The organism is Nostoc sp. DedQUE07 (assembly GCF_034530975.2).
In the GTDB taxonomy this organism is placed as follows: Bacteria; Cyanobacteriota; Cyanobacteriia; order Cyanobacteriales; family Nostocaceae; genus Nostoc.
The window spans coordinates 19342-42091 of record NZ_JAVRCC020000063.1 but is presented as its reverse complement, the minus strand read 5'-3'; the positions used below and the strand labels follow the sequence as shown (position 1 = coordinate 42091).

General features: G+C 41.2%; 21 protein-coding genes. 10 read left to right on the top strand and 11 right to left on the bottom strand.

Annotated elements, in window-relative coordinates; translation table 11 throughout:
* Nucleotides 1–477 precede the first annotated feature (477 nt).
* Both RMZ95_RS29910 and RMZ95_RS29905 read right to left on the bottom strand, forming a co-directional pair.
* Nucleotides 478–4617 (bottom strand): PAS domain S-box protein, encoded by a 4140-nt coding sequence (locus tag RMZ95_RS29910; protein ID WP_322683949.1) that lies wholly within the window; start codon nt 4615–4617, stop codon nt 478–480.
* Nucleotide 4618: 1 nt separating this feature from the next.
* The gene (locus tag RMZ95_RS29905) at nt 4619–4873 is read right to left on the bottom strand and encodes a helix-turn-helix transcriptional regulator (protein ID WP_322683950.1); all 255 of its coding nucleotides are present in this window, start codon (nt 4871–4873) and stop codon (nt 4619–4621) included.
* Nucleotides 4874–5493: 620 nt separating this feature from the next.
* Between RMZ95_RS29905 and RMZ95_RS29900 the strand changes: the two genes are divergently transcribed.
* Nucleotides 5494–6525, top strand: a complete 1032-nt coding sequence (locus RMZ95_RS29900) for a 1-acyl-sn-glycerol-3-phosphate acyltransferase (protein ID WP_322683951.1) — start codon at nt 5494–5496, stop codon at nt 6523–6525.
* Between the two features lie 220 nt (nt 6526–6745).
* Here the strand turns inward: RMZ95_RS29900 and RMZ95_RS29895 are convergent, their stop codons facing one another.
* Nucleotides 6746–6961, bottom strand: a complete 216-nt coding sequence (locus RMZ95_RS29895) for a hypothetical protein (protein WP_322683952.1) — start codon at nt 6959–6961, stop codon at nt 6746–6748.
* Between the two features lie 154 nt (nt 6962–7115).
* Here RMZ95_RS29895 and RMZ95_RS29890 point away from each other — a divergent pair, with 154 nt between their 5' ends.
* Complete coding sequence (locus RMZ95_RS29890; protein ID WP_322683953.1) at nt 7116–7313, top strand: hypothetical protein; 198 nt, start codon at nt 7116–7118, stop codon at nt 7311–7313.
* A gap of 13 nt (nt 7314–7326) precedes the next feature.
* On the opposite strand, the gene rppA is transcribed toward RMZ95_RS29890, so the two are convergent.
* The gene (gene rppA / locus RMZ95_RS29885; RefSeq protein WP_322683986.1) at nt 7327–8022 is read right to left on the bottom strand and encodes a two-component system response regulator RppA; all 696 of its coding nucleotides are present in this window, start codon (nt 8020–8022) and stop codon (nt 7327–7329) included.
* A 76-nt stretch (nt 8023–8098) separates the two neighbouring features.
* Between rppA and hisG the strand changes: the two genes are divergently transcribed.
* The 3 genes from hisG (at nt 8099) to RMZ95_RS29870 (ending at nt 11749) form a co-directional block, all read left to right on the top strand.
* The gene (gene hisG / locus RMZ95_RS29880) at nt 8099–8743 is read left to right on the top strand and encodes an ATP phosphoribosyltransferase (RefSeq protein WP_322675283.1); all 645 of its coding nucleotides are present in this window, start codon (nt 8099–8101) and stop codon (nt 8741–8743) included.
* Between the two features lie 520 nt (nt 8744–9263).
* Nucleotides 9264–10718: a sensor histidine kinase gene (locus RMZ95_RS29875; protein WP_322683954.1), complete on the top strand. Its 1455-nt coding sequence runs from the start codon at nt 9264–9266 to the stop codon at nt 10716–10718.
* A 335-nt stretch (nt 10719–11053) separates the two neighbouring features.
* The gene (locus RMZ95_RS29870) at nt 11054–11749 is read left to right on the top strand and encodes a hypothetical protein (protein WP_322675285.1); all 696 of its coding nucleotides are present in this window, start codon (nt 11054–11056) and stop codon (nt 11747–11749) included.
* 97 nt (nt 11750–11846) lie between these two features.
* Here RMZ95_RS29870 and RMZ95_RS29865 read toward each other — a convergent pair whose 3' ends face one another.
* Together RMZ95_RS29865 and RMZ95_RS29860 are read right to left on the bottom strand one after the other, a co-directional pair.
* Nucleotides 11847–12926 (bottom strand): tetratricopeptide repeat protein, encoded by a 1080-nt coding sequence (locus RMZ95_RS29865; protein ID WP_322683955.1) that lies wholly within the window; start codon nt 12924–12926, stop codon nt 11847–11849.
* Nucleotides 12927–13015: 89 nt separating this feature from the next.
* The gene (locus RMZ95_RS29860; protein WP_322683956.1) at nt 13016–13654 is read right to left on the bottom strand and encodes a sigma-70 family RNA polymerase sigma factor; all 639 of its coding nucleotides are present in this window, start codon (nt 13652–13654) and stop codon (nt 13016–13018) included.
* Between the two features lie 196 nt (nt 13655–13850).
* On the opposite strand from RMZ95_RS29860, the gene RMZ95_RS29855 reads away from it, so the two are divergent.
* The gene (locus tag RMZ95_RS29855; protein ID WP_322666999.1) at nt 13851–14447 is read left to right on the top strand and encodes a glyoxalase-like domain protein; all 597 of its coding nucleotides are present in this window, start codon (nt 13851–13853) and stop codon (nt 14445–14447) included.
* A gap of 162 nt (nt 14448–14609) precedes the next feature.
* Entirely contained in the window at nt 14610–15176 is a 567-nt protein-coding gene (locus tag RMZ95_RS29850; protein ID WP_322683957.1) for a Uma2 family endonuclease, read from the top strand.
* Between the two features lie 46 nt (nt 15177–15222).
* Here RMZ95_RS29850 and RMZ95_RS29845 read toward each other — a convergent pair whose 3' ends face one another.
* From RMZ95_RS29845 to pstS, 5 genes are all read right to left on the bottom strand, one after another.
* On the bottom strand, nt 15223–15504 hold the full coding sequence (locus tag RMZ95_RS29845; protein ID WP_289795754.1) for a hypothetical protein: 282 nt from the start codon (nt 15502–15504) through the stop codon (nt 15223–15225).
* 125 nt (nt 15505–15629) lie between these two features.
* A complete protein-coding gene (pstB, locus tag RMZ95_RS29840) occupies nt 15630–16436 on the bottom strand; it encodes a phosphate ABC transporter ATP-binding protein PstB (protein WP_322675290.1) in 807 nt (268 codons plus the stop codon).
* 54 nt (nt 16437–16490) lie between these two features.
* Nucleotides 16491–17372 carry a phosphate ABC transporter permease PstA gene (pstA, locus tag RMZ95_RS29835; protein ID WP_322675291.1) on the bottom strand — a complete coding sequence of 294 codons (882 nt, stop codon included), beginning with the start codon at nt 17370–17372 and terminating at the stop codon, nt 16491–16493.
* A gap of 19 nt (nt 17373–17391) precedes the next feature.
* Nucleotides 17392–18342, bottom strand: coding sequence for a phosphate ABC transporter permease subunit PstC (gene pstC / locus RMZ95_RS29830; RefSeq protein ID WP_322675292.1), 951 nt, complete (start codon nt 18340–18342; stop codon nt 17392–17394).
* 149 nt (nt 18343–18491) lie between these two features.
* Nucleotides 18492–19673 (bottom strand): phosphate ABC transporter substrate-binding protein PstS, encoded by a 1182-nt coding sequence (pstS, locus tag RMZ95_RS29825; RefSeq protein WP_322683958.1) that lies wholly within the window; start codon nt 19671–19673, stop codon nt 18492–18494.
* Between the two features lie 711 nt (nt 19674–20384).
* Here pstS and RMZ95_RS29820 point away from each other — a divergent pair.
* The 3 genes from RMZ95_RS29820 to RMZ95_RS29810 all read left to right on the top strand — a co-directional run bounded on the left by RMZ95_RS29820 (nt 20385) and on the right by RMZ95_RS29810 (nt 22512).
* A complete protein-coding gene (locus tag RMZ95_RS29820; protein ID WP_322675294.1) occupies nt 20385–20972 on the top strand; it encodes a biotin transporter BioY in 588 nt (195 codons plus the stop codon).
* 94 nt (nt 20973–21066) lie between these two features.
* Nucleotides 21067–21543 (top strand): signal peptidase II, encoded by a 477-nt coding sequence (gene lspA, locus RMZ95_RS29815; RefSeq protein ID WP_322675295.1) that lies wholly within the window; start codon nt 21067–21069, stop codon nt 21541–21543.
* A gap of 219 nt (nt 21544–21762) precedes the next feature.
* Nucleotides 21763–22512, top strand: a complete 750-nt coding sequence (locus tag RMZ95_RS29810; protein ID WP_322675296.1) for a hypothetical protein — start codon at nt 21763–21765, stop codon at nt 22510–22512.
* The last annotated feature ends 238 nt before the right edge of the window (nt 22513–22750 follow it).

The following is a 22750-nucleotide window of genomic DNA, read 5'->3' as shown; positions in this document are numbered from 1 at the left end:
TAATTTAACAAAAACCCCCAAGCTCAGATCAGAGCTTGGGGGTTTTTGTTTCTCCCAGAAATGCCACATTAGATAGGTTAATTTAATGTGAGTTCGATGCATAAAAAACGGCAAAAAGCTTGCTAGATATAAAATATGAGAAATTGGGCAAGTGCATTGTGAGAGGTTAAGGTCAAATACCATTTGTCAACAAGCAATAGTACTTAAAATATTGCTAAAAATCGGCTCGGAAAGATAATTTTTAAGCAGACGATGCCTTACGGCGGGCTACGCCTACGCCTCATCTTGATACGCATGATTCATTCTTGCCCAATAAGTTCAGTACAAGAGTTAATTTAATTTCTTCGTTTTTCCTCAATTTTCAGCATAATTTATAATTGAAAAAAGTAAGCTTATCTTAAACTCTCACGATGGGGCAGGTGTAATGTTGCTTTCTGGTTTGAAAGCTTATAAATACAAAATTATGAAGTCTCTCAATTAACAATTTCTACAACTATAAATAAGGTTAGCGATCGCACGAAGTAATTTAGCTGGCTCCACTGGTTTGGTGATATGCTGCCCAAATCCGGCGGCAATTGCCTGTTGATAATCAACCTCACCAGCATAACCTGTAAGGGCGATCGCGGGAATTTTTCCTCCAAGTTCTGGTGACATAGCTCTAATCTGACGAATCAGCATATAGCCGTCTACTTCTGGCATTCCAATGTCGCTTAACAGCAAATTTGGCTGGAACTGAGGCATAATTCGTAGTGCTTCCATCGCAGATGCTGCCTGGATTACTACCGCGCCAGATTGCTCCAAAATGAAAGCAATTAACTCTCGTGTATCTCGCTCATCATCCACAAGCAGAACTTTCAACCCCTTGAAATCGGGCAAATTATCAGCTTGAGAGGCTATCTGATGGCTATTTAGATCGATCTGGATGAGCGGTAGCATGACTGTAAAGGTTGCTCCCTGTTCTTCACCCAAACTTTCTGCCTTAACTGTGCCACCGTGTAGCTCAATAATGTGACGAACAATAGCTAATCCTAAGCCCAGTCCGCCGAATTTTCTAGTGGTTGCGCCATCAGCTTGTCGAAAGTAGTCAAAGACGAATGGTAAAAAGTCAGGGCTAATTCCCTTACCTGTATCACTGACTCGCAATTGAACTTGAGAACCAACAGACTCTAAACTGATTTCTATTTCTCCACCTTGAGGTGTAAACTTAATAGCATTGGAAACTAGATTCCAGATAACTTGCTGCAAGCGATTAGAATCACCTGTAACTAAAAATTTAGAATTTGAAGTTTGGCATTTTAAAGTGTTAGGTTGCTGATTAAAATCGATAGAGTTTAAATTTCTTTGAGAATTTTCTAATCCAAAATCCTTCGATGGTTCCTGAGTCTTGTCCTTCGCGTAGCGTCCCGCAGGTAAGGACTGAGTGCTTGCGTCGAAGTCTAAAATTGTAAATTGCAAATCGATCGATTTGGCTTCAGCGGCTAGACGTACAGTTTCTATTGCTGCGGCGATCGCAGTTTCTAAATTTACAGGAGCAATATTCAGACTCAGCTTACCTTGGAGAATGCGAGAGACATCCAGTAAATCTTCGATTAATTGGGTTTGCAGCTTGGCATTGCGCTCAATGGTTTCGAGAGCGCGAGTAGTGGTTTCTTCATCATACTTTTTCGTTTGTAGTAATTTCGACCATCCCAAAATCGGGTTTAGCGGCGTGCGAAGTTCGTGGGAAAGCACTGCCAAAAACTCATCTTTGATTCGATTAGCTTGGATTAATTCTTCTTTCCGTCGCTGTAACGAAGCCATTAACTGAGCGCGTTCCAGAGCAACCGCCACCTGATCGGAAGTTGCTTGTAATAAAGCTATTTCCCCAGAAGTGAAATTGGTACGGGTGCGACTGGCAAAGCAGAGGACACCAAGCAGCTTTCCTTGAGCAATTAACGGTTGACCTGCATAGGCTGTAATTCCTAAAGCATGGAGGATATTGGCATGGGGATGGGTAGAGTGCGGCACATTATTGACGACGATTTGACGGCGTTCTTGCACCACTAATCCGCATATCCCTTGATTAAATTCCAGGTATTCAATTGCTTGAAATACTTCATCAGTAATGCCGTTCCAAGCTACTAACCGAAGTTTCTGCTTATTTTCGTGTGTATCGATTAAATAGTGAAAGTAACAGTGCAAATCCATTTGCGCCGAGAGTTTGTTAAACAAGCTGTTCATTAGATCCAAAGGGCGCTCGGTTGAAAGCAAATCACTCGTCGTTTCCGAAAGCAGTTTAAGTCTTTCACTGCGTTCTTGTAAGGCTTGTTCTGCAAGCTGACGTTCGCGAAGGGCGCGTTCGCGTTCAGTAATGTCAATTGCAACTCCTCCTACCAAACGTTGACCAGAAGCATCGGCAATGGGAAACTTATAAACAAAAAATTCGCCAAGGGTGCCATCTGTGCGTGGGGCAGACTCAATCGTTTGAACAACCTGATTCCTTTCGGCAACTATTCTAATGTTATCGAGGAGGGGTTGAGCAATTTGGACTGGGTATAGGTCAAAAATGTTTTTATCGATCGCCTTATTTGTTGCTACATTGAACGTGCTTAAATAAGTTGGACTGAGATAAAGTACGCGTCCGTATGCATTCGTAATCCATGCGGCGGCAGGAATATTATCCATAAAAGCTTGAAATTGCTCTTGGCTCTGACTCAGTGCTTTTTTAGCTTGTTTGAGATCGCTAATATCCAGAATGAATGCGATTGATTTATGCCGAGATTCGCCTAAAAGGGAGTAGCCAACTACAACTGGGACGCTGGAACCATCTTTGCGAATAAATTCCTTCTCATAAGGAGTACAGGTTCCCTTCGCTATTGCTTCGGCAATAGCCAATTCGTCTAAATATTGATACTCAGGTGGCGTGATATCAGTCCAGCTTAATCTACCTGCTTGGATATCCTCTTGGGTATAGCCGACAATTCGCAAAAACTCGTCATTGGCTTCAGTGATGCTACCATTCACATCACCAAAGAGAATGCCAACTATATTAGCTTTTACAAAACTCCTGAGCCGTTCCTCACTTGCTTGGATTGCTGCTTCTACCTGTTTGCGTTCGCTGATATCTGTAGTGCTGCCAACTAAACGTACTGGCTTTCCATTAGCATTCCGTTGCACCACTATTCCTCGATCTAATACATAGATATACTGATTGTTTTTGTTACGAATTCGGTATTCGGCAGCATAGCGATCGCTATTTCCCAAAGCAAGTATCGCCTCTTGTACGCTTGGCAAATCTTCTGGATGAACAAGCTCACACCACCAATTACCAGTTGCTTCAGCTTCTGCGAGGGAATAGCCCAAAATTTGAGTTAACCCATCAGTTCTTTCAACGCTATCTTGTTCTATATTCCAGTCATAAATCAGACAATTGACCGCAGATGCTGCTAACTCAAACCGCTCGTTCGCTAATCTCAGACGCTCCTCTTTCTGTCGCAAAGTTTGTTCTACTTGTTTGCGTTCAGTGATGTCGCGAAAGAAAATGTCAAGACCATCTTCACTGGGATAGGCGTGAATCTCTAGCCACAAGTCATATTTGGATGGTAAGTAGTAGTGATACTCGAAATGGACAGGAATTTGCTCTGCCATCGCCCGCCGATAATTTAGCTCTAAATTTGTGCCTAACGATATCGGCCACTCCTCCCAGTGCGACTTACCAATAACCTCTGTGCGGGGTTTACCGTTAATTCGCTCTGCTTGGGCATTTTGGTAGATGATTCGCCAATCTCGGTCTAGAGTCATAAATGCATCACTCATGTTTTCTAGAGTGCGTGTGTTCCGCTGATTGGCTTGCTGTAATGCTGCTTCTGCTTGTTTGCGTTCGCGTAGCGCAGCTTGCTGTTCGCTCAAATCAACAACAAAGGCAATGACCGTTTCTTGAGTGTCTCCCAGGATTACAGAACCGAGCAGAACCGGAATGCGATCGCCATCTTTACGAATGTATTCTTTCTCAAAAGGCTTACATATTCCAGTAGTTTTTACTTCTTCCACCGAACGTTCGCTTAAAAGAAGATATTCAGGTGGGGTAATCTCGCGCCAGTTTATTTGGTTAGCAGAAAAATCTTCTCGCGTATAGCCGATCATCTTCAGAAAAGCATCATTGACTTCGACGATGCAGCCGTTGTTCATATTAGTTACGATTACCCCAATGATGTTGGATTCTGCCAATCGGCTAAACCGCATTTCGCTATTTTGCAACAATTTGAGGCTTGTCTCTGCTTTGCGTCTAGCAGTTCGCAACTCTGAAGAAAGCGCAGTAATTAAGAAGGATACTAGTGAGAATGTGGTTAATCGTACCAGGACTTTCAAGCTGAGAAAATCGAAGGAGTAGACTGGATCGATTAAAAAATAGAGCGCAGTTGTCACAGATAAAGCGATCGCTAGCACTCCTAGTCTCATACCACCATACCAGGCGCTAACTGCCACAACAGCATAAAATAATGTAAATACGCTCGGATCGAAAACTGGCAGTAACACTTTTGTCAACAGGATTGCCGTCATGACTGCCAGAATCATCACACTAAAAGCTATGAACCGAGAACGCATCATCAAAATTTTTTCAGGTACTTTCACCATCATCTTAAGAGTCCTCCCGTTGCTCCGATTTTGGGAGATACTCGTTTGCTAGTCTTTTGTCTGCTTTGCCCATCTTCTCTAACATTTCTTCAATCAGCTTTAGTGCCATCTGTGAAGGCACTGTAGCTCCGTTCTCCCAACGATTGATTGTTCGTAGGGAAACTCCTAACTTAGCTGCAAACTTTTCTTGAGAGAGATCGAGTTGCTGCCGAAGTTGACGGATGAAATCTGAAATTTTGAGTGGCTTTTCTAGTTCCATAGTAGGAAGAGTAAGACAGATGTCTCGCCATTCGTCTCCAGCTTGAGGAAGAATTTAAATAATCATTAGTCGTTATCAATTTCATCTTTTGGCGAAACATCAAAATTCAGTTATCGTCTTCACGGCTTAGTGTTTAGTGTAGAAGGTATATCTAAAATAAACATTAAGTTTTGCTTGGTATGGGATAGCAAGATAGTATTATCTAAGGCAATTTGACTAAATAATTATTAGCGCTCGCACACAGCCAAACAATTGCTAGTGCGCCACACTTTCATGATTCATATTTAAATTAATTTGTTATATATAAAGTTAATTTTGTACTTGATAAAAGCTTTTTTATCTCGCTAATTTAGTAACTACAGCAGTTTACAACTTCTCTACGAACGCGAACAGCATGTCGCAGACAGAGGCTACACCAAGGTGAGTACAGATAATTGTATGGTAAAACATGTTGTTATCTCTACTTTTGTACTGCATTCAACCAAACTAGGTTGTCAATCTAAAATAGATTCTAAAATATGTAGTTAGTTTTACTTCTATGGTCAGATGCCAGTCAAAAAATTAGAAAGTTACGATCCACTATTGATAAAACTTTTGCCTAATCCTCATCTTTAACTGTTTTGATTAATCAACACTCCGAAAACTTATTAAACAGTCAACAGGAAAATTCACCAGATGAAGGCTATATATTTAACTGGTTTGATTGGTTTTGTCTTTGGTATCCTCCAGGGTGGTTAATTTTATTCAACCGCCATTGGCAGCACTATCACACAGATCCAGATGGTTGGAATTGGCTAGAATATGGATTATTTTTAATTCCTGGCGGATTTTATCTAGCATTGCTGAGTCGCTGGTTGCGTCTGGGTTTTCGTTCACCTCGAAAAGAAGTTGGTGAATTCGCTCCTAAATATCAACAAGCTTTTGGCAAAGAAATTCTGGCCCCTATCGTTAGATACTATTTTCGGGGAGAGTTGCAACAAGTTGAAAACTTGCCGCCAACAGGGCCATTGATTGTGGCAATGAATCATGCCGGGATGTGTTTCCCTTGGGACTTTTTAACCTTGGCTTATTTATTAAGTGAAGCCAAAGAATGGGTAGTGCAACCCATCGCCAATCCAGTATTATTTGAGCATCCTTGGATGATTTGGTGGCTACCACCTCAATGGTCGCAGGTTTTAGGTGGTGTGCGAGCCGAATTAGATGATTTTGAGGGGGCGCTTGCTGAAGGTAAAATTCTTTTATATGCACCCGAAGGTGTTCGCGGGCCTTTGAAAGGTTGGAGAAGACGCTATCAACTAGAAAAGTTTGATGTGAGCTTTATTCAGTTGAGCGATCGCTATCATATTCCCATTCTGCCAGTAGTTTGCATCGGCAGTGAATCTCTGCATCCTTGGGCCGTTAATTTCACCAAGTTACAACGACTAGTCAAACTACCATTCTTACCTTTGTCGCTTTTGATGTTTGCCTTACTTCTGTTTCCCTCAATGGGAATTTGGGCAATGAGAACTCGTTTGCGTTACTTTATTCAACCTTTGGAATTAGTAGAATTGCACAACCACTCAAACAAAAGGCGTGCAGTAACCTATCAACAAGCACAACAACTACGAGAAAAACTGCAACTCAAAATTAATCATTTTTTGGGTAAATCTTAATATTATAAGCTAAAAATTGTTGATTATAACAGGTTTACAATGTCGTTAAATTCAATGATAACTGCTGTAACACCAATTTTGTATGAAGATGCGCTAAACCATATTTAAGTACAAGACAGAAGAAAGAGAAACAAACCGCATTCGCGCAGCATCTCGTCAGAGAAGGACGCCAAGGACACAAAGTAAAGAAAGAAAGAAGTTAAAAGGGTTTGGCGCAGCCTCACAAAGAAATGGTATAAGTTTGTAGTGCATTTCTGAAACTTGAGACGCTGATGGCTGTTGTGAATGCGATCGCCACTATACTGTTGACTAAGCCGAAATAGAGAAAATCATTGCAAACATTGGTAATCCTGTATGGAGGTGTGGTTAGGAATAAAGTTGTTATTTCTACCACAGCTTGTCCGTTTATTAGCAACGCAACCTGTTTTGTTACCAATGCTTATCCGTTAGTAACGACACTTATACGTTCGTTACCAACACAACCGATTTTGTTACCAATGCTTATTCGTTAGTAACGACACTTATGCGTTCGTTACCAACACTTATCTATTTGTGGCAAATGCTGATGTTGTCGTTTTCCGTCAACCCTTATGGAAGATTCCGAAATTTTTCTTGGGTTTAGTAAAAAAGATATGGGTGCGAATAATCGGCTTCGTATCTGGAAGGGAATTTCACAAATTATGATGCCTGTAGATTTATCCCTCGACAACAAACTTCGACAGGAATTAAAGTTGCAAAGACTGAGAAATATCAATGATTCTCCTAAACAATTAACCAAATCTTTGTGAGTCGAAACAGCCGCTAAACTGACTCCACTGAGGAAGCACCAAAACGATAGCCTTTGCCGTAGACTGTGTGAATCAGCGCAGTTTCTTTACCTACCTCAATCTTACGGCGCAGCAAACGAATTAATGCCGCTATCACATTACTACTAGGTTCTTCTTCTTGCCACAAATTTTGCATAATCTGGGCATGAGTTAAAAGTTGTCCAGTGTGTTCCATAAAGTATTGCAACAACTGGCTTTCCTTTTGCGATAGCTCAATTATTCGTCCTTGGCGATAGGCTACTTGATTTTCACAATCGAGTTCTAAATCAGCAACAGTAAGTCGTCCGGTGCTAGTCTCATAAGTTTGAGTACCGGAACGACGCAATAAAGCACGGACTCTTGCTAATAACTCCCGCAGTTCAAAAGGTTTAACCAAATAGTCGTCCGCACCAGCATCTAAACCTTGTACGCGGTCATCAAGAGTATCTTTAGCCGTAAGGAACAATACGGGAGTGGTTTTGCTTTGGCGGCGCAATTCCTGACAAATCTCTAACCCCGTTTTTCCTGGCAGCATCCAATCTAAAATAAGTAGGTCATAACTGCCTGCCCGTGCAAGTTCGCTGCCAGATGTCCCATCATAAACGGCATCTACGGCATAACCTTCACGAGTTAACAAGCGGCTCAAAGGTTGAGTTAGTTCAACTTCATCATCAACTAATAAAATTCTCATGCTGCTTGTGGTAAGCATATAGAGATATTCTCAATATTATTCAACTGCCAAGACGCTAAGGATACCAATAACAAAAATGCTGACTGTTGCATTGCCAAAAGGGGAACTACTTAAAAATAGCATCCGCTTGCTACAAGCTGTCGGATTAGATTTTAGTGCTTTTTTAGATTCAGGAACTCGCCAACTTCAAATTCCTGATACTAAAGGAGTTGCAAAAGCTTTACTGGTACGGGCGCAAGATGTGCCCGTTTATGTGGAATATGGTCAAGCACAACTAGGGGTTGTTGGTTATGATGTGCTGCGGGAGAAGCAGCCGCAAGTTGCTCACTTGGTAGATTTGCAGTTTGGTCATTGTCGGATGTCAGTGGCGGTAAAAGAATCAAGTGCTTACCGATCGCCTTTAGATTTACCACCGCATGGTAGAGTTGCTTCAAAATATGTCAATTGCGCTCGTGAATATTTCCATAGTCTGGATTTACCTGTAGAAATAGTGCCATTGTATGGTTCAGTAGAGCTAGGCCCAATTACTGGAATGTCAGAAGCGATTGTAGATTTGGTTTCTACAGGGCGGACTTTACGCGAAAATGGTTTGATTGAAATTGCTAGTCTGTATGAAAGCACGGCGCGATTGATTGCTCATCCTCTGAGTTACCGTCTGAATACAGGTAATCTGAGTGATGTGATTGACAAGCTGCGCGAGGCCGTTTTGGTAGAGGTTTAATAAGCTAAAAATCTTTTAATTTGCATCTTCCAAAAAAATAAATCTCTTGTGAGGTGGGCATCTTGCCCGCCCTAGTTGTGCAAATTAAAGCAAGGGCAGCTTATCATTTGTAATTTGTAATAACGCTTCTTTAGATGCTCGTTCCTAACATCCTTGGGTAAAGACGCGATGAATCGCGTCTCTACAAATGGTCTATTTGTCGCATTCTTTTTTAAAATTGATATAACTTCTGGCTAGAGACTAGGTTTTAAAAGCCCTTATCTTTTGTTGCATAAAACGCGTAGAAACTCATCACATACAAAGATTAAATTTTTTATGTAACCTCTCAGCTAATGTAATCAAAGTTATATTGATATTATTTTTGCAGACAAAGTAATATTTTTTTGAGCGTTAAAATTGGATGCGATCGCCAAGAATTTAAACAGTATTCTTTTTAAATAATGTTGATAATAAAAAGCCATTTATAATTATTCTTAACACGTAATCTGATAATATTTAGTCAAAAAAAGTAGGTGAAAAGATGTTTCAAGCTACTCGCCGCCGTCTTGCAATTTGGTACACTGCGGTCACTGCTGTATTACTGCTACTGTTTGCCAGTGGCGTTTATTTATACTTCCGTACTACACTGATTGAGCGGATTGATGACACACTTAACCATGTAGTGGAAATAGTAGAGCGTTGTCTCACAAGCAGTGGTTGTGCATCTACACTAATATTTGAGCCAATTAATACTGATGCAGATAAATTTCGCATTAATGTAGAAGCCAGTTTTGGTAATAATACCGACGCTGTAGAAGATGACCACATTGATTTAGAATGGTTTAGTCCAACTGGTAAATTACTTTGGTCAACGCTATCTGAACCCCTAAATATTCCCATTCGTGTCAATCGCACTGGTGAAACTGTACGCGTAGTCAAAGCAGAGAGTGAAAATTCAAAATTTAAAATTCCTAACTCTCCACTCTTATTACGACAAGTCACCCAACGTGTAGAAGTGAAACGACAAGTATTAGGATATCTGCGCGTTAGTCATCCTTGGTTTGAAGTTACTAAACCTAGTCGCCAGTTAATTTTTGATTTGGCATTAGGTATTGGGTTAATGGTGCTTTCTGTAGGTGCAAGTGGTTGGTTTCTTTCGGGTAAAGCGATGGAACCGGTGGGTGAATCTTATCAACGTCTTAAACAATTCACTGCTGATGCTTCCCACGAACTGAGAAGTCCGATTACTTTGATTCAAACTAATGTCCAAGTTGCGCTTGCTGACTTGGATTTAGCAGAGACAGAAACGACTACTTCTTTGCAATATCGACAACAGTTAAAGGTGGTGGAACGGTTAACGCAGCGTTTGGGTAAGTTAGTCAATGACTTACTCTTCCTAGCACGACAGGATAGTGGTATTAGCAAAGATACTTTTTCACCTTGTCCGTTGGACGCTTTGCTAATAGAGGTGGTTGAAGAACAACAATTGTTAATCCCTGAGAAAGAAATCGCCCTTTCTCTAGACTTAGTTGACCCTCCTATCTCTGAAACTAGCCCCGAATTACTGGAGAATTGGTTTACTCTTGTAGGTAATTGGGATCAATTGGTGCGGCTATTCACAAATTTAATTGCTAACGCTTTGCATTACACTCCAGCAGGTGGACGAGTGAAAGTGGAATTGGCGCGGATAGAAGGAATAAATCGTGTTTCTGGACTACGTAACACCAGTGCCCAGTTACAAGTTAAAGTGAGTGATACCGGAGTTGGAATTCCAGCCGAAGCCCTACCACGCTTATTTGACCGCTTCTATCGAGTAGATCCGGCACGTACTCATAGGGCGGGGAATACAGCCACAGCCAGCGCTACAGGTTCAGGATTGGGATTAGCGATCGCTCAAGCTATTGTCGAACATCATCACGGTTATATTCAAGTTGAAAGTACCCAAGGCATTGGCACTACCTTTACTATCACTTTGCCAATAACTTTTGAGTATTAATTTGCTAATAAATTTTTATTTCTTGTGATAGATGTAAAATTTTAATTTATTCAAATTGACCTTAGTTATTAGCGCGAAAATTTATTTTTTAGCAGTATATTGAATTAGACTATTACACAAAGTGCTTAATGACAATGATTAAGACTTTAAATCTTGAGAATGAAATATTTTCATTTTTTTTAGATAATTTTCGTATCCTTAGCTAGATGCGATAAATCGAGTAGTTTGTTAAAAACTTAAATATACTCAACGACCGATAAAACCTAATTTAATTTCCGGTTGGAGAAATTCTTTGTAACAAAAATTGAACTTTTTTTTAGGAGTTAAGAACAAATATGAAGTCTCAAAATTTCCGCAAGTCTGGCAAGTTATTTGGCGCTCTTTGTGGGGGGTTGCTAATTAGTCTGCCAGCAATTCCTCAAGCATTAGCACAAGAATCTACTGTTAAGGTTAACCCAAGTCCTAGCATTTTTAGCGAACCACCCTACAACCGCTCTCAAGCTCCCGGATCGCCGGAATCAGGTGTCACACCACCTCGCCCAGTTCCTCCGGCTGAGGGGCAAGTGTCTCCCGTACCACCACGCCCAATTCCTCCGGCTGAAGGGCAAGTGTCTCCCGTACCACCACGCCCAATTCCTGGCGATCGAACTCAACAGCCTTCACCACCTGCGGTTTCCAATGACCAACAACCACTGGTAGAACCACGGCAAACCCCCAGTGCGACGATCGCACTCACTAATGGTATGGTTAATATCAGGTTGGTGAATAATACTGCGGCTAAGATAACTTTCCAAGTGATTGGTGATACGGCACCGCGATCGCTAGAAGGTAAGTCAGATGTAACGCTGCAAGCTTTAAAAGCACCAGTAACAGTAACATTTGAACGACAAGATGGCGGACAGTTAATAGTGACTCCACAAGGTTCTTCAGAGCCAGGAAGCTTGGAAGTTACATTTAAGGAAGCCACCAATGCAACACAGGGCAGAAGTGCTATGAGAATTGAACGAAACGGTTCAGTGTTCTTGAATTAGTAAGGCTAAGGCGTGGATTAACTTATACAAAACTGTAGGGGCAATTCATGAATTACCCCTACTTTGAATAATGCAAAAGATTTTCGGTGTCTTACTGCTACTTTCGCTGAAGCATTTTAGTTAATTGATCCCGCAATTGCACTTCTTGCCTGCTATCTTGCAATGTCTGCGCCAGTATAATTGCCCTTTCGTAAAAATTGCGGGCAGTTAGGTAGTTACCTTGTTGCTTATATAACTGGGCATAAGATTCAAAAGATTTTAATTCTTCGCGTAAATTTTGCAATTCTTTCGCGAGTCCTAAACGCTGCTCTAGTAAGTCAAAGGCGCGTTCGTAACGTCCTACAGCAGTGTGAGCCGTAACTAAACCGTCAATTGCCCGTAATTGATTAGGCCGATCGCGGTTGGTTTTAGCTGTCTGCATTGCTTCACCATAAGTAGCAATGGTATCTTGATAATTTCCAGATGCTAAATAAGCATCTCCTAAATTATTCAAGGTATTTGCTTCACCGATAGCATCGCCAGTCTGACGGCGGAAAATTAAAGCGTTTTCATATAGTTTAATCGCCTTGTTATAATCTCCCAACCTGGCACTTACCAAGCCCAAATTACTCAAAGACAGTCCTTCACCTTCAATATTTTTGACACCGTGAGCAATTGTGAGTGCATCTTCAACTGTTTTACCAGCAGCAGCAAATTCGCCTTTTTGCAGCAGAAATGTACCAATATTATTCAGCACAAAAATCTGAGATTGAAAGTCTTTAATATCACGAGCAATCGCTAATCCTCTTCTGAAAGCATCTTCTGCCTCTTTTGAACTACCAAGCTGCACATAAGCCTTAGCAAGCAAATTGTACGTCACACCTTGTGCTTTCAGGTCGCCAATGGAATGATATAGTTCTAATGCTCGCAAACAAGACGCAATTGTTTTGTCGGCATGTCCTGAAGCGTATTCTTGTTGACCAATACGCAGCAAACCGTCTGCTTCATCTCTTGATTGTCGCCCAACGGAATCATTTAAAGGGCGATGGAGTTGTTCGGAAATATCAACCGCACCCGCTACAGGACTCAGCAAAAAAGCAAACAGTAAAAAGCTGTGTAAAAGTACCTGGGGAGAAGAAATCGCACCTACACAAATTAAGCCTACCTTTTGGCAGGGAAATACAAGCCGTTGTTTCATAAAAATTACCCGTAAAGTTGCGGGTTTAAGTAGAAGGTCTAAGAAAAAGTTTTAAGTTTTAAAATTGAAGACAAGTAATATACGCATTTTTACTTAAGTTCTGATTGAGCTAAATCTTCTCCAAAGTATATAGAGCGGATATCTGTGGGCAATTTGTCCTCTAGCATACGATAGCCTTCTTGGAGAAAATTGGCTACTTCGTTAGGAGCGATCGCTTCTCCTTCAGCTTGTAGATAAGCAGCGATTCTAGTTTCACTCCAGTGGAAAGTTTGAGCCATTAATACAATTAATCGTAAAACTGGCGGTAGTTGGTCTAACGCCTGTTGTACATAGCACCATAGCGGCGGTGAAGTTGCTTGTAAAGAATAATGAATTGCTTCTGTGGGTGGTAGTTTAATCTCATTTATACAGAAAGCTGTCATATTAATTAACCAATTCTGCATAGTCAAGGCTTCCTCACCTGATTCAGAGTCAGTTAACTTGAGTCCACCGAGTTCGTAATAAATATGTCGCCAGGTAAGAGCAAACAGATAATCTGCCTGCACAGGCGATCGCGCCGAATGCCGAATTAAGGTGTAGACTATGGGGCTATAGCGGCAAAAAATCACCGTAAAGTACTTTCCGGCATCTGGATAGCGCTGAAACAGAGTTAGTAGTTCATGGTCGCTGTGATGGAACAGCGACTTCACCAGTGGGTGATTAGCTTCGGGAAAATGAGGAATTTGCACAAGTCTTGGAGTTGATAATTGTTAAAATAGTTTTGGGAATTGCACTCCCCTAGTTAATCGCATAATATCTTGGTGTTGCTCAGTTTGTAGATAAGACTCAGACTAGTTGAGTATTGATAAACTAAAAACAAGGACTTAATTTTAGTCTTAATCGACAATCATAAAATCAACTCTCTTAAAGAATCCTTATTTGTTCATGGTTATAGAAGTTAGCGTGGTATCGTTCCTGCTCAGTCCCCTTACTTTAGGCTCCTTTCTGCCTTCCCTGCCCTTAGATAGCCTGTTCTCCACCCAAGGCATTATGGTGATGCTGCTAGCAGCTTACGCTGGTGCTATGTGGATGTTTCTCACCAGTGCCCCAAAAGTACACACAGTAATGGTGTCAGATTTGGAAATTGCCCGACAGTTGTATGAAGGACTGCTAGATTTGCCAGCAGCAGAGGTGCCATTGCACTACTACTACAACTACGAACAAACTATAGGCGCAACTGGCATCGATCCGTTATATATGTCTACTGGGCCGAGCTTGTCTAGCAAAATGATGAATAATGCCAACGATGGGCTGTGGTATCAATTGAAGAAAAATACCCAGCTACACGTCATTACTGGTGCAAGTTTAGGTAGCAAAAATCAGCAACGCCACGTTTGTTTTGACCACGACTGCCTGGAAATGATTTTAATGCGAGTCGAAATGCGCGGTTTGAAATTAAAGATTCGTAACCACAAACCCCTGAACTTTTTGGTCAAGGACTATGAAGGGCGAGTCATTGAGGTGGCTGAGGTAGCGAATTAGTAGTTAATGATTAGATTATTTTAGGTTGGGTGGAGCGAGCGCTCCACCCAATATTTTTGGAATTTAGATTTTAGATTTTAGATTGACTCCCGGCTTTACTCCTAACTAATATCCCATTTCCACCTAGGCTAAAATAGGTAAATCCCCTAACCGAGATAATTTATGAACCAGCCGATATCTGAGAAAGTGCGCTGGACTACCGCCGACTTAGAGTTGTTTCCAGATAACGGGAATCGTTATGAAATTATCGACGGAGAATTATTTGTGACCAGAGCGCCCCACTGGAATCATCAAAAAACGTGTGTCAGAATTATTACTCCATTGCATATTTGGTCACAAGCTACTTCTTTGGGACAGGTCGTACCTGCTCCAGGAATAATTTTTGGCGATAATGATAATGTTATTCCCGATGTTGTCTGGGCTAGCAACGAGAGATTACCTCTAATTTTAGACGAGGCAGGGCATTTAATTGGTGCGCCAGAACTGGTTGTAGAGGTACTATCTGCTGGTATTGAAAATGAAAAACGGGACAGAGAACTAAAACTTAAGCTCTACTCATCACGAGGTGTCAGAGAATATTGGATTGTAGATTGGCGTAAGCAACAGGTGGAAGTATATCGACGCGAACAAGCGAGTTTAAAGTTAGTTGCTACGTTATTCAATGGTGATGAATTGAGTTCACCAATATTACCTAATTTTACTTGTGCGATCGCACAACTATTTAATTAATATAAAATTACGAATTACGAATTACGAATTACGAATTACAAATTAGTTAATTGTGCTGTAAAAACTCAATTTTGGGCAATAACGGGTCAGTTACAATGCCCACACCGCTAAAACCCCAGCGTTTGAGCAAGTTCCCCAACTGTGTACGCGCAATAGATTCCACCGCAAAGCGATTTGCCACTTCTGCTGCGTGGGTGTTGAGATAGCTAAGAGCGTCAAAGTTTTCTTGAAACAGCAATAAATAACCCGATGTTTCAGCATCAGGACGAGCTATAAGATAATTCCCGTCAGTTTTTGAGCGCACCAAGTAATAGACATCGGACAACATGGAGATGAAGTTTGTTAGGGAGAAAAAATTCCTTCAAATAAAAAACATAGAGGAATATCGCACAACTTTAATTTCCGAATATCCCTCATTGCTTTAATATCTACAATGTAATGTGAAATAAATATTTATCCAAATTTGCCGCTGACGTAATCTCTGGTATCTTCCTGCTGAGGATTGTTGAAAATCACTTCTGTTGCATCATACTCTACCATATAGCCATTACGGGTTCCTGTTTCTGAAGTCCGAACATTAAAAAAGGCTGTCTTATCAGAAACACGCGCTGCTTGCTGCATGTTATGGGTGACAATGACAATAGTATATTGCTCTTTAAGTTCGTGAATCAGTTCTTCAACACGCAAGGTGGAAATGGGGTCAAGAGCGGAGCAAGGTTCATCCATCAGGATAATTTCAGGTTGTACTGCGATCGCACGAGCAATACATAATCGTTGTTGTTGTCCACCAGATAAAGACGAGCCACTTTGCTGTAGTTTATCTTTGACTTCATCCCACAAAGCTGCTTTTCTAAGACTGCTTTCTACTAATTCATCTAAATTACCTTTATAGCCGTTGATTTTGGCTCCAAAAGTAATATTGTCATAAATTGATTTGGGAAATGGGTTTGGTCTTTGAAACACCATCCCAATTCTCCGACGCACTTCTACAGGATCGATGTCGGATGCATACAAATTTTTATCGTAAAAAAGTATTTTACCTTCTGCCCGAAATGATTCAATTAGGTCATTGAGACGGTTATAGCATCGCAACAACGTACTTTTACCACAACCAGAAGGGCCGATAAAAGCAGTCACCTGATTTTTCGGTATATCTAGCCAAATATTCTGTAAGGCTAAAAACTTGCCATAGTAAACGTTGAGATTTTCAGTGCGTAAAACGGTTTCAGTGTCATTCACTGTCCTAGTATTGGTAGGCATAAAATAAATTTAGTGTTAGTTTAAGCGATGGGATATGCACTGTGGATGGTTTTACTAGGCTTTTTTGCGAGTTGCCCAACGAGCGATGATACTTGTGATTAGAACCATCAATACCAAAATTAAAGATGCTGCCCAAGCTAGAGATTGCCAATTTTTAAACGGAGAAATGGCATATTTGTAAACCAAGACAGCCAGAGAAGCTGTTGGTTGGAATAAACCATCTGGCCAAAAGTTAGAAAATAGAGCAGTAAATAGCAAAGGTGCGGTTTCTCCAGATGCTCTGGCGATCGCTAGCGTTGCCCCAGTTACAATAGCTGGTAAAGCTGCTGGTAAGACTACTTGACTTACAGTTTGAAAGTTAGTCGCTCCCAACCCTACAGAAGCTTGTCGCAAATCTTGCGATACTAACTGTAACGCTTCATCAGTAGTTCGCAGAATAATTGGCAACATCAAAATTGCCAGTGCAAACCCTCCAGCCAGAGCTGAATACGATCCTAAATTCAACTTTACCATTGTCAAAACTACAATCCCATAGGCAAATACCCCAGCAATAATTGAAGGGACTCCACTAAGGACGTTAGCTGCAAAACGCACCCATCTAGCTACTCTTGCCGAACTAAATTCTGTGATGTAAATCGCCCCTAAAACTCCAAAGGGGATACTAATCAAGGCAGCAATTCCTACCATCAGCAGCGTGCCTAAAATTGCATTACCAAAGCCTCCTCCTTTTTGGAGGGCTTTGGGTGGCAGTTCAACAAACACGGCTAAATTCAGACTGCTAAAGCCTTTAATAATCACGTAAGAAAGGACTGCTAGCAAAGGTAAAAGTGCCAATACTCCGCAGGTAAATGCGACTACGGTCATCACTGTATTAAACAGTGTCCTTTGAGACATGGCGGAGCGAGTTAAACTGCGCTCTGGAAAATTAGAAGTCATAATTTAACCCAAAACTAAGCTATATTCGCTTGACTCTCAGAACGATCAACTCTGCCAGAATATTGACTACCAGTGTCAAAAAAAATAGAATTAAAGCCGCGTACATTAAAGCCGCAACTTGCAAACCACTCGCTTCTGAAAATTGATTTGCTAGTAGAGAAGAAATCGTATTGGCTGGTGCTAAAAGAGAAAGACTGATGTTGTTGGAATTGCCAATTAACATCGTTACAGCCATTGTTTCTCCCATTGCGCGGCCAAGTCCCAACATCACAGCACTAACTATGCCCGAAAAGGCTGCTGGGATAAGAACTTGCAAAATCGTTTCCCAGCGGGTTGCTCCTAGTCCGATAGAGGCTTGGCGCAAGCTGGGGGGTACAGAAATCAAGGCATCGCGGGATAAAGCTGTGATGATGGGCAAAGTCATAATCGCTAAGATGACTCCCGCCGGTAACATTCCTGGCCCTGTAGGAGAAGTGCTAAAAAATGGCAGCCAGCTAAAGTAACCATTGAGCCATTTTCCCAAGCTGGTTAATATTGGCACCAAAACGAAAATACCCCACACGCCATAGACAACGCTGGGAATAGCTGCGAGCAGTTCTACCGCAAAAACCAGTACTAGCTTCACTTTTGCAGGTAAAAAATCCTCGCTCAGTACAATTGCAGTACCAACCCCAATTGGCACTGCTATCAGCAGACCAATAAAAGAACTCACGAGAGTTCCATAAATTTGGGGTAGCACCCCATAGCTATCATTAACCGGGTTCCAAGTGGTGTTGACTAGAAAGCCAGCACCAAACTTTTGGATAGCAGGCCAAGAGGCAATTGCAACCTGCGACCCAATCCATAATAAAGTACCAGCAACCCCAAAAGCGAAAATTTTAGTCAGCCAAATAAAACCCAAATCTAGGGATTTTTCGGCGTCAGAGCGATTTTTCATCGCTGATGACAGATTTTGAGAATTTGTAGTCATGAATACCGACTTTCAGAATAAAATCAGAGAAAAATATGGGAGGCAACCAGATTAGTAAAATTGCTGCCTCATCATCTATTTAAACTGACTTATACAATAGTAACTCCGTATCCAAAGTTACTACTGGATAGGCATGTTTTATTGCTTGCTTACTTGCTAGCGCTATTACCACTGGCAACAGAAATTTTGTACTCTGGACTGATTTGGTCAGCAGCAGCAGCTACCTTTGTAATCACATTTGAGGGTAAAGGAACATATCCTAATGCACTAGCTTGCTTCTGTCCATCAGTTAAAGCGTATTCGATCGCAGCTTCAATCGCCTTGGCTTTTGCTGCATTGGGATATTTCTTGTAAGCCAAAATCCAGGTGTAAGTGACGATAGGATAGGAATCAGCCCCGTCGGGATCGGAAATGAAGGAGCGGAGATTTGCCGGTAGAGCTACTGATTCGAGAGTTTTAGAAGCTGACTCTTCACTAGCTACAACAAACTTACCGCCTTTATTTTCCAAAGCAGCAAACTTGAGACTATTTTGTTTGGCATAGCCATACTCGACATAACCAATGGAACCTTGAGTTTGTTGGATTTGGGCAGTAACACCCTCGTTACCTTTAGCACCTACTCCCTTAGGCCAGTTGACGGTTTTGCCTTCACCAACTTTATTCTTCCACTCAGGGCTGATAGCGCTGAGGTGTTTTGTGAACACACCCGTAGTTCCGCTACCATCTGAACGATAAACAACTGTGATTGACTCTTTTGGAAGCTTTGCACCTGGGTTAGCCTTGGCAATTTGGGCATCATCCCAAGACGTGATTTTGCCTAGTAGAATATCGGCGTAAACGGCTCGTGGGAGCTTGAGTTCTGGAACATCAGGCAAGTTGTAAGCTAACACGATGCTACCAGCAGTCACAGGTAGTAAAATAACACCTCTATCTGCTGGTACTTTTTGGATTTCTTCATCCTTCATTGCGACATCGCTGGCACCAAAGTCTACAGTGCCTTTGATAAATTGTTCAACTCCAGAACCGCTACCAACTGATGCATAGTCAACTTGCAGATTGGGATATTTTTTGTTTAAATCTGTGAACCAGGTATCGTACAGTGGTGCCGGAAAAGACGCACCAGCCCCGCTTAACTTTACGGTTCCGCCAAGGTCTAATTTAGCTGGGCTAGAAGCAGTAGTATCTGTAGCAGTGCCAGAAGGCGTATCTTTGGTGGCTGTACCATCTGGTGTTTGCTGTCCGCCACAAGCTGCTAGGCTGATTGTCAGTGCTAACACTGAAATTGAACCTGTGAGGCGATGAGTTTTTATTGCACTAAGACGTGAGAGCATCGCTATCAATTTTTTAGTAACTTTTCAGGTGAGCGTTTCTAAGATACTCCTAAAGGACAGCAATAAAGATTAACAATAGGTTAATAGAACAAAAAATGCTTGTTTTTTTTTGATGAAGAACAAACCCTTATTTTTAGTTTTGCTTGATAATTTTTATACTCTTACTTAACGTCCAAGTTATATCTAGCACTGGATTAAGTAGCTCATACGCATTTACAAAACTTTATTATTAGAGTAAATTCTTTGGCTCAGTTGTGAAAAAATTTTAGTATGGAATAGCGCTTTTGCTTTGTATCCAATACACTTCTACCTCTCCTAAAAGGATAAAGGCTATGAATCTTATTTCACTTCCTTGGGAAGTGGCTGTTCTTGTTAGGTCTGTATTAGACTCAACTGATAAGCACTATAAATATTAAGCACTTTGTAGCTCAATTTAGGCAATTATCTGAAAAAATAGTATAAATACCAAGCTCAATAATGTAGATTTTACTGTATTTTCGGTCAAATACCAGAATTCAGAACAGGCCTCAGTTAATAAAATTAGACAATAGACATTTAAGCTGAAATTCGTAGAACTGAAAAATTACATACCAAAAAGGCAAAAGAAAATATGCTAGTTCTTAAGATGTCAGCACAAATTTCATTTCAATATTAATGAATATACTAGTTGCTGTTGATTTTCCCTTTTGCTTTTCCTTGGTTGCCTGATAAATGTTTGCTGCTTCCAATCAATTACTATGGTCTATGATTGGCTTACTCCTGACAATGGGTGGTACCTTCTTAGAAGTTTATGGCATCACCTTTCCTTGGACTTGGAGTCAGCACGGAATTCAGACTTTTTCTTTAGGTGTCACTTTTCAAATTGGCGCAGTATTGTTGGTGGGTTGTTTAGGAGGCAAAAATGCGGGTGCGCTCTCGCAAATTGCCTATTTAGTCATGGGGTTAACCTTATTACCAGTATTTGCCGATGGTGGCGGTATTGGTTATGTCAAGCTGTCTCAGTTTGGCTATCTACTAGGTTTTATTCCTGGAGCTTGGATTTGTGGCTTAGTTGCTTTTAAAGCCAGACCTCGACTAGAAACTCTTGCCTTTAGTTGTGTCTGTGGCTTATTAACTCTCCACCTATGCGGTATTACTTATTTAATTATTAGCTATTTTTTTCAGTGGAAAGGCACAGAAAATCTAACCTTGATACAAGCAATCCTTAGATATTCCTGGTTTGCACTACCAGGTCAACTAACCGTGGTCTGTGCAGTTAGTGTAATAGCATATATATTGCGTCACTTAATGTTTTATTAGTTCATTGCCTTTCGTCCTTTGTCATTTGTCAAAAGCTCATGACCAATGACCAATGACTAATGACCAACGACCAACGACCAATGACTAATTCGCCATGCATTTAAAAAATCGTCTTTTCTGGATCGCTGCTTTCATTGCTTTTTTCTTAGACCAAATAACAAAGTACTGGGTAGTACAAAGCTTTAGCTTGGGACAGACACTACCACTCTTACCAGGTATCTTTCACTTTACGTATGTCACTAATACTGGTGCGGCTTTTAGTCTGTTGAGTGGGAAAGTAGAGTGGTTGCGCTGGCTATCTTTAGGAGTGAGTTTAGTGTTGATAGCATTGGCGTTAATTGGTCCAACATTAAATTTGTGGGATCAGTTAGGCTATGGCTTGATTTTAGGTGGAGCTATGGGCAACGGTATCGATCGTTTTGTTTTAGGCTACGTCGTTGATTTTCTTGATTTTCGCCTGATTAACTTTGCTGTATTTAATGTGGCAGATTCATTTATTAGTATCGGTATTGTTTTCCTGTTAATTGCTTCCTTCCAAAAAACACCGACTTCAACTGGCAGATCCCATTAAACTATTAAGCCTGGGATGATTAATCCCAGGCTATTGACTTAGTGAAACCCTTGCTCAGTCTTATATGCGAAGACTTTACTTATAAGGTTTTTATCAATTTTTATTTGTCACTTAACACCAGTTATCCAAACTGATGCAAGAGATCGCGAAAGATGCACCGACGATCGCTGATGGCAAACCATTATTTAGATTATGCCCCAGCTTTAAATTTAGTTACCTGTGGTAGGAGTTTTTGGTGAACTAGAGCCAGGAGTACTGGGAGAGCTACCGGGTTCGAGGCTGCTGCCAGGAGTGCCAGGAGTGCCAGGTTGTTCTGGTGTAGTTGAGCTACCTGGTTCGGTAGTGCTGCCAGGAGTAGTAGGTGCGCTTTCAGGAGTGTTTGGGCTTCCTGATGGTGGAGTTAAGTTGCTAGGTGCGCCTTCAGGAGTGGTTGAGCTTCCTGGTGGAGTTAAGTTGCTAGGTGCGCCTTCAGGAGTGGTTGGAGTAACGCTTCCTGGTGGTGGAGTTAAGTTGCTAGGTGCGTCAGGTGCCGATGGGGTTGTGCTTCCTGGTGCTGGAGTGGTTTCGGGAGTACCAGATCCAGAAGGAGTGCTTCCTGGTGCAGTTGTGCTGTCAGGAGTGGTGGTGCTATCAGGCGTTGTTGTTTCTGCTGGTGTTGTTTCTGCTGGTACTGTAGTACTACCAGGAGCGCTAGGGGTGAGTGCTGTGCCGCCGGGACAACGTGAATTAAGTGGAAAATTCTCGCACAGAATTTTCTTACCTTCTGGTGACAGCTTGATTTCCGCTGGTGCACTAGTGGAGTCGGTACTAGATTGGGCTATGGGGGATTTACTGGATTCGGCTACAGCAATATTAGTGGTAAGTGCCAAAGATAAAGCTGTACCAATCAAGCTCAGAGATTTTCCCATCATTTCTCAAATTAACCTCAACAGAACACTCGCCCCATTAAAGCAGATAACCAAGATTTAGAAAATCCTCCTAAATGAAGATATTTAGGTTTGTTTCAGAATATGTGGATATGTAAAATTGGTAAAAATTAAATCAGTTATTTATTGACAACTAGTGTTTCAAAAGACACAAATAAAAAGTATATCTGTAGTTCTTGAACTATTTATACTAGCTTATATAAGCTTTTGAAAATAATATACAGAAATATTTGTCTATATAAAAAAGTGATTAAAGTTACAACATTACTTTAGCTTTAACA

Coding starts and splice junctions, on each gene's coding strand:
- RMZ95_RS29910 (WP_322683949.1), bottom strand. CDS start 4,617: ATGATGGTGAAAGTACCTGAAAAAATTTTGATGATGCGTTCTCGGTTC.
- RMZ95_RS29905 (WP_322683950.1), bottom strand. CDS start 4,873: ATGGAACTAGAAAAGCCACTCAAAATTTCAGATTTCATCCGTCAACTT.
- RMZ95_RS29890 (WP_322683953.1), top strand. CDS start 7,116: ATGGAAGATTCCGAAATTTTTCTTGGGTTTAGTAAAAAAGATATGGGT.
- rppA (WP_322683986.1), bottom strand. CDS start 8,022: ATGAGAATTTTATTAGTTGATGATGAAGTTGAACTAACTCAACCTTTG.
- hisG (WP_322675283.1), top strand. CDS start 8,099: ATGCTGACTGTTGCATTGCCAAAAGGGGAACTACTTAAAAATAGCATC.
- RMZ95_RS29875 (WP_322683954.1), top strand. CDS start 9,264: ATGTTTCAAGCTACTCGCCGCCGTCTTGCAATTTGGTACACTGCGGTC.
- RMZ95_RS29870 (WP_322675285.1), top strand. CDS start 11,054: ATGAAGTCTCAAAATTTCCGCAAGTCTGGCAAGTTATTTGGCGCTCTT.
- RMZ95_RS29865 (WP_322683955.1), bottom strand. CDS start 12,926: ATGAAACAACGGCTTGTATTTCCCTGCCAAAAGGTAGGCTTAATTTGT.
- RMZ95_RS29855 (WP_322666999.1), top strand. CDS start 13,851: ATGGTTATAGAAGTTAGCGTGGTATCGTTCCTGCTCAGTCCCCTTACT.
- RMZ95_RS29850 (WP_322683957.1), top strand. CDS start 14,610: ATGAACCAGCCGATATCTGAGAAAGTGCGCTGGACTACCGCCGACTTA.
- RMZ95_RS29845 (WP_289795754.1), bottom strand. CDS start 15,504: ATGTTGTCCGATGTCTATTACTTGGTGCGCTCAAAAACTGACGGGAAT.
- pstB (WP_322675290.1), bottom strand. CDS start 16,436: ATGCCTACCAATACTAGGACAGTGAATGACACTGAAACCGTTTTACGC.
- pstA (WP_322675291.1), bottom strand. CDS start 17,372: ATGACTTCTAATTTTCCAGAGCGCAGTTTAACTCGCTCCGCCATGTCT.
- pstC (WP_322675292.1), bottom strand. CDS start 18,342: ATGACTACAAATTCTCAAAATCTGTCATCAGCGATGAAAAATCGCTCT.
- pstS (WP_322683958.1), bottom strand. CDS start 19,673: ATGCTCTCACGTCTTAGTGCAATAAAAACTCATCGCCTCACAGGTTCA.
- RMZ95_RS29820 (WP_322675294.1), top strand. CDS start 20,385: ATGTTTGCTGCTTCCAATCAATTACTATGGTCTATGATTGGCTTACTC.
- lspA (WP_322675295.1), top strand. CDS start 21,067: ATGCATTTAAAAAATCGTCTTTTCTGGATCGCTGCTTTCATTGCTTTT.